Below are 4,399 nucleotides of genomic sequence, written 5' to 3' on the forward strand. Positions count from 1 at the left end.
ATGGCTTCGCATAATGACGATGGGATTACGTTAGCGAAGCCGCCCAGGGGGCGAGTCCAGCGCCTGGACAATGCGCAGCCCAGGCGCTGGATTTACACGTAATCCCCATTATGCGATGCGACCCTTTTGGTACCTCTTTGTGTCGAGCTCGACGCCGGCCGGGATCCTGCAGGGCGTTAGGTTGGTACCATTTTGTCGATTGCGGATCCGCACCTGGTCGAAATTCTGGTACCTCGCCTGAAGCTGGATTGGTACTGAAATCGTCGGCGCCGGCGTTGACCAGGTGAAAGAAAAGGTACCTTTTCGCTTTTGCCCGAACTCTCCGTTTGGTACCATTATTTCGAGCTCGAACACGACCAGGGCGAGCAAATCGGTACCTAAAGGAGATTGTCATGCTGATCAAACTTCCCGACTTTGACGACGATCTGGCCGAGCGGCTGAAGAGTCGTACTGGCCAGAACACTGGCTCCAAGGCTGTGCTGCGTGCTGCTGAGGAGTATTTGCCTCTTCTGCTGAAGCTGGAACATCGCGACCGGCAGATTGCCGAGCTTGAAGAGCGGTTGCGAGTGGCAAGTCAGGTGATCGAGGGCGCTCGCTCGGCTGCTGCGCTGCTGCTTGAAAAGACCGCTCAGGGCGATCTGCTCGCCGCTCCGGCATCGAGCAAGCCGCGCATGACCGGTGAAGAGATGTTGAACGAACTGCGCCGCAGTGCGGGCTTGCGTCAGCGTTGATTTGGTACCTCGTCGCGGGCAGATCGGCGCCGGCCTGGTCGAGCCTGCTGATGAATTCGGTACCTTTTCGCGCGTCCTGGTGCTCGTCCAGGGCTCGAATTCAGTACCTCTATCCACCCCTCCGAACTGTCCCCGTCAGGTGCCGCCGCACCGGCTCGTCGCGACTTGTCGCGTCGAACGGAGCGCCGGGCGAAGCGAACACTTGACGTTGCACCCCCTGAAACAGCCTCCGGTCATAGGGTAGGGGGAAGCTTTTCTCCCCCTGCCCTCTGACCCCCTGGCGAAGGGCGGGATAGTAAGGGCGGCGCCCTTACGACTTTGTTCAGCCGAACTTCAGTGCTCCGACCATTGCGCTCAGCGCGAAGAACCACAGTGCGAACGATGTGAGGCCTAGAGCCATTCCGCCCAGCCATATCCCTAGGGCTATCTCGTAGGCCAGTCGCCGCTCTGCTGTTCTTCTGACGGGCCGGAAGTCGTCTCTTTCTGCTCGCATCGTTACGCGCTCTCTGGTGCGGTTTTGGTGGTGGTGGGCGAGGGTGGCGGGGCTGAAAAGTCGGGTATAGGTGATACCCGACTTTTGTCTCACGGGTGAGACTACTCCCCCTCGTCTAGCTGCTCTTGGCTGATGGCCAGCAACATCCCTTTGATTGCCGTTCTGAGTTGCCGCTTCTTGTCGTCCGGCAGCTTGTCGGCGGCGTTGAATAGCGCTCTGAGGTCTTCCGATATTGAGCGCTGCTGGGCTTCCATCATCAGTTCGTCGGTGGATATTCCTAGCGCCTGGGCAAGGGGTGCGACGTTTTCCGATCTGGGGTGGTGTCTTCCACCCTCCCAGCCCTTGTAGGCCTCGATAGATACCCCCACAAGCTCGGCCACTTCTCGTTGCGTCAACCCCCTGTTCTTTCTGGCGGTCCTCAAGGTCTGTGGGATGTTCATGTCGTCTCGCAGAGTGCTGTCTGTGGTGTCGTTCAATCGTATGTCCTTGTTTTTTCAGGGGGTGTAATTAGTTGCACCTTTGGGGGTGGCATCGTCGTCTATTGAGGTGTAACGTATTACACCTAAATGGGGTAATCGTTTTACTTGACGGGTTTCTAGCATGATCGACTGGATCGCGGCCATGATCGAACTGCACCACGCGCCTTTGAGCAGTGGGGCGGTGGTCTGTATCGAGGCTGACGGCACGGTTGCTTGGGAAACCCCGCGCAAGATGCTGGTCCGTGGTTCCCATGACTCGACGATCCATATCCGGAGCGTAGGAGGGGACGGGCAGGGCAACGCGACTCATCTGTACATCGACGGCAACCCAAGCAAGTGGTTGCAAGGACATAACCTTGTTGGTTCCTGTGATCTCGTTGCCCTCGTCTGGGATGCTTTTCAACGCCTCTGCGCCCTGGTGGGCCTTGAGCCGACTGACTTTGAGCGTCAGAAGGTCAGGGCAGGGCAGTACCGCGTCACTCGCGTCGATTACAACCGAATGTTCGAACTTCCAAGCCGGGCCGATGTTCGAGCCTGGCTGCGTGCGGGCGAGTTCAAATGTAAGTCTCGTCATGGTCGTCCGGTAAACAATCGCGGGACTCTAACTTTCGGCAAAGGCTCAAGTCATTGGTCGATTGTTTGTTATTGCAAGGCCGATGAAATAACTTCCGGTGGTTCGCATAAGTTGCCAGAAGAGTTCCATCAGTACCCTGAAATCTATCAGTGGATAGATAACAAGCTCCGCGTTGAACTTCGGTTGCGCTCAAAGAAACTCAAGGCGCTGAACCTTGAATATGCCTCTCAACTCACCCCCACGGTTCTTTGGAAGCTCTACCGTGACTTCATTGGGGAACTGGATATGTCAGAGCAAATAGAACTCAAGTCCGATGAGGTGATGAACCTCCCGAACTGGCTTCGTGGCACTTATATGCTTTGGAAGCAAGGTCATGATCTGCGCGATAGTTTGTCCAAGGCTACTTACTATCGTCACCGCACTGAGCTTCTTGCGCTTGGGATTGACATAAATATCCGCTGTGATCGCCGCGACGATAGCAATGTTGTGCCGATGATTCGGATTCTTGAGGCTAAGCCTGCGGCCATTCCGAACTTCTTCTTTGAAAGGGGGCTGATTCATAAATCGGCCCGTCAGGTGGCTGTATGAAGTCTGGCTTCGACTTTTACTTTGGCGGTCGAGTTAGCTCCCGCCAGGAAATGCAACAGCGCCTGCGCAATCTCAGAACTGAGGGCAGCGTTATGGATGATCTGGAGAAAGTTCTTTCGTCCAGAACTCCGGTTGAACAAGTCCAGGCCGCTGAGGATTTCAATAAGGCGAATCGTTCTAAGTTGATTAGCAACAAGAAAGGCACTCTTTATTTGGGGGATGTATTCGAATGAGTGAATCCCAGTTCCAGAAACTTCGCTCCGAAGTTGAACGGGTCATAAGCGCCCAGCTTTGGAATGAAAGTTACGGCAAAGTTCAGGCTGTCACGAACTCAGTAATGTCTATCTTTGCCGGCACGCTCACTACTAAACCGACAGCCGGAGAAACCAACAATGGCTAATGCACTGACTATCCGTATTGAAACTACTGGCGTTGTTCGCTCGGGTAATTCCAAAGCTGGCAATGAGTACCATATGTGTGAAGCCTTCGGGCATTTGCCGGGTATTCCTTATCCGCAGCGCTTCGAATATTACGCAGCTAAGCAGAATGAAATTCTGCCTGCTGGTCATTATGAGTGCGACATTACTTGCCGCGTGAAAGATGACCGACTGTGGTTCGAAGTTGATCCGCGCCAAGCTCGCCGCGTTGCGTCTCCGGCTGCCGCCAAGGCGCCTGTTCAAGCCGCTGGTTAATAGGGGGGGTCGTCATGTGGCGCTATCTCTCGATGTTCGCTGTAGGGCTCGCTACGGGGTATTTGTGGGGATGGGCTGACACTATGGCGGCGGTACTGGCATGAATTTTTTGGGCTGTGACGGTGTTTGGCTGGCCAGGGAAGATGGTTCAACTATCTGCCAGGGTCAAATGAAGACTTTTACGGTCCAGGAAATGCGGGAGTTCCTGACTCCTGCAATGACAATTGCGCAGAAGGCTCAAATTACCGGCGGGCTGTTGACGTTGTTTGTCGCGGTCTGGGTGTTTAAGAAGATGCGCACATCAATTCCACACTAATGGAGTAAGTTCCATGAAACAACTGAAACAACTGTTCTCCCTGGGCAAGCGTGAAGCCGTTATCGGTGGCTCGTTGCTGATGACGTCCGGCCTCTCGATGGCCGCTGAGGGCGATATCGACACTACCAAGGCCCTGGCCTATATCGCGGGCGGTCTGACTGCGGCGGCGGCTGTGACCGGTGCCATGTTCGGCCTGGTGGCCCTGATCGGTGCCGCCAAGAAAGCCCAGCGCGCAGGGACCTAATCGACCCTCAGTCAAGCCGGTGGCGGTCACTCCGCCCCGGCTTTTTTATTGCCCGGAGAAAGGATAAATGAGGATTAAGAAATGTATATCAGCCCTGAAGATATCGCTTTTTATGGCGTGCTTATTGCCATCGTTATTCTTTGCTCAGGGCGCTAGGGCTGAATATTATTATTGGTACATGGGTCATTTTGATAAGAAAGTTTCTTCGCCCTCGGCGGGTTGCGATCTTTATTTCACTGGTATATCTCGCGATCCAGGGCGGGTTTTTGTTATGGAGCCTTC

The 4,399-nt window shown here is 54.8% G+C and carries 7 protein-coding genes and 1 pseudogene; 7 read left to right on the top strand and 1 reads right to left on the bottom strand.

Features of this window, described 5'->3' with window-relative positions; genetic code table 11:
• Window positions 1-392 precede the first annotated feature (392 nt).
• Window positions 393-731, top strand: a complete 339-nt coding sequence (locus ACTJJX_RS34730) for a hypothetical protein (protein WP_003159143.1) — start codon at window positions 393-395, stop codon at window positions 729-731.
• A 594-nt stretch (window positions 732-1,325) separates the two neighbouring features.
• On the opposite strand, the gene ACTJJX_RS34735 is transcribed toward ACTJJX_RS34730, so the two are convergent.
• On the bottom strand, window positions 1,326-1,700 hold the full coding sequence (locus ACTJJX_RS34735; protein WP_016852928.1) for a helix-turn-helix domain-containing protein: 375 nt from the start codon (window positions 1,698-1,700) through the stop codon (window positions 1,326-1,328).
• A gap of 124 nt (window positions 1,701-1,824) precedes the next feature.
• Between ACTJJX_RS34735 and ACTJJX_RS34740 the strand changes: the two genes are divergently transcribed.
• The 6 genes and pseudogenes from ACTJJX_RS34740 to ACTJJX_RS34765 form a co-directional block, all read left to right on the top strand.
• Window positions 1,825-2,865, top strand: a complete 1,041-nt coding sequence (locus tag ACTJJX_RS34740; protein WP_019416416.1) for a phage/plasmid replication protein, II/X family — start codon at window positions 1,825-1,827, stop codon at window positions 2,863-2,865.
• A complete protein-coding gene (locus tag ACTJJX_RS34745; protein ID WP_019416415.1) occupies window positions 2,862-3,098 on the top strand; it encodes a hypothetical protein in 237 nt (78 codons plus the stop codon). Before ACTJJX_RS34740 ends, ACTJJX_RS34745 begins: the two co-directional genes overlap by 4 nt.
• Window positions 3,095-3,265, top strand: a complete 171-nt coding sequence (locus ACTJJX_RS34750) for a hypothetical protein (protein WP_153274556.1) — start codon at window positions 3,095-3,097, stop codon at window positions 3,263-3,265. Before ACTJJX_RS34745 ends, ACTJJX_RS34750 begins: the two co-directional genes overlap by 4 nt.
• Entirely contained in the window at window positions 3,258-3,557 is a 300-nt protein-coding gene (locus tag ACTJJX_RS34755; protein ID WP_071535736.1) for a hypothetical protein, read from the top strand. Before ACTJJX_RS34750 ends, ACTJJX_RS34755 begins: the two co-directional genes overlap by 8 nt.
• Before the next feature lie 329 nt (window positions 3,558-3,886).
• Window positions 3,887-4,117 (top strand): hypothetical protein, encoded by a 231-nt coding sequence (locus ACTJJX_RS34760; RefSeq protein WP_019416411.1) that lies wholly within the window; start codon window positions 3,887-3,889, stop codon window positions 4,115-4,117.
• 67 nt (window positions 4,118-4,184) lie between these two features.
• A pseudogene (locus ACTJJX_RS34765) lies at window positions 4,185-4,399 on the top strand (hypothetical protein); the annotation flags it as partial.

The sequence above is a fragment of the Pseudomonas sp. 22490 genome (assembly GCF_052044465.1).
In the GTDB taxonomy this organism is placed as follows: Bacteria; Pseudomonadota; Gammaproteobacteria; order Pseudomonadales; family Pseudomonadaceae; genus Pseudomonas; species Pseudomonas aeruginosa.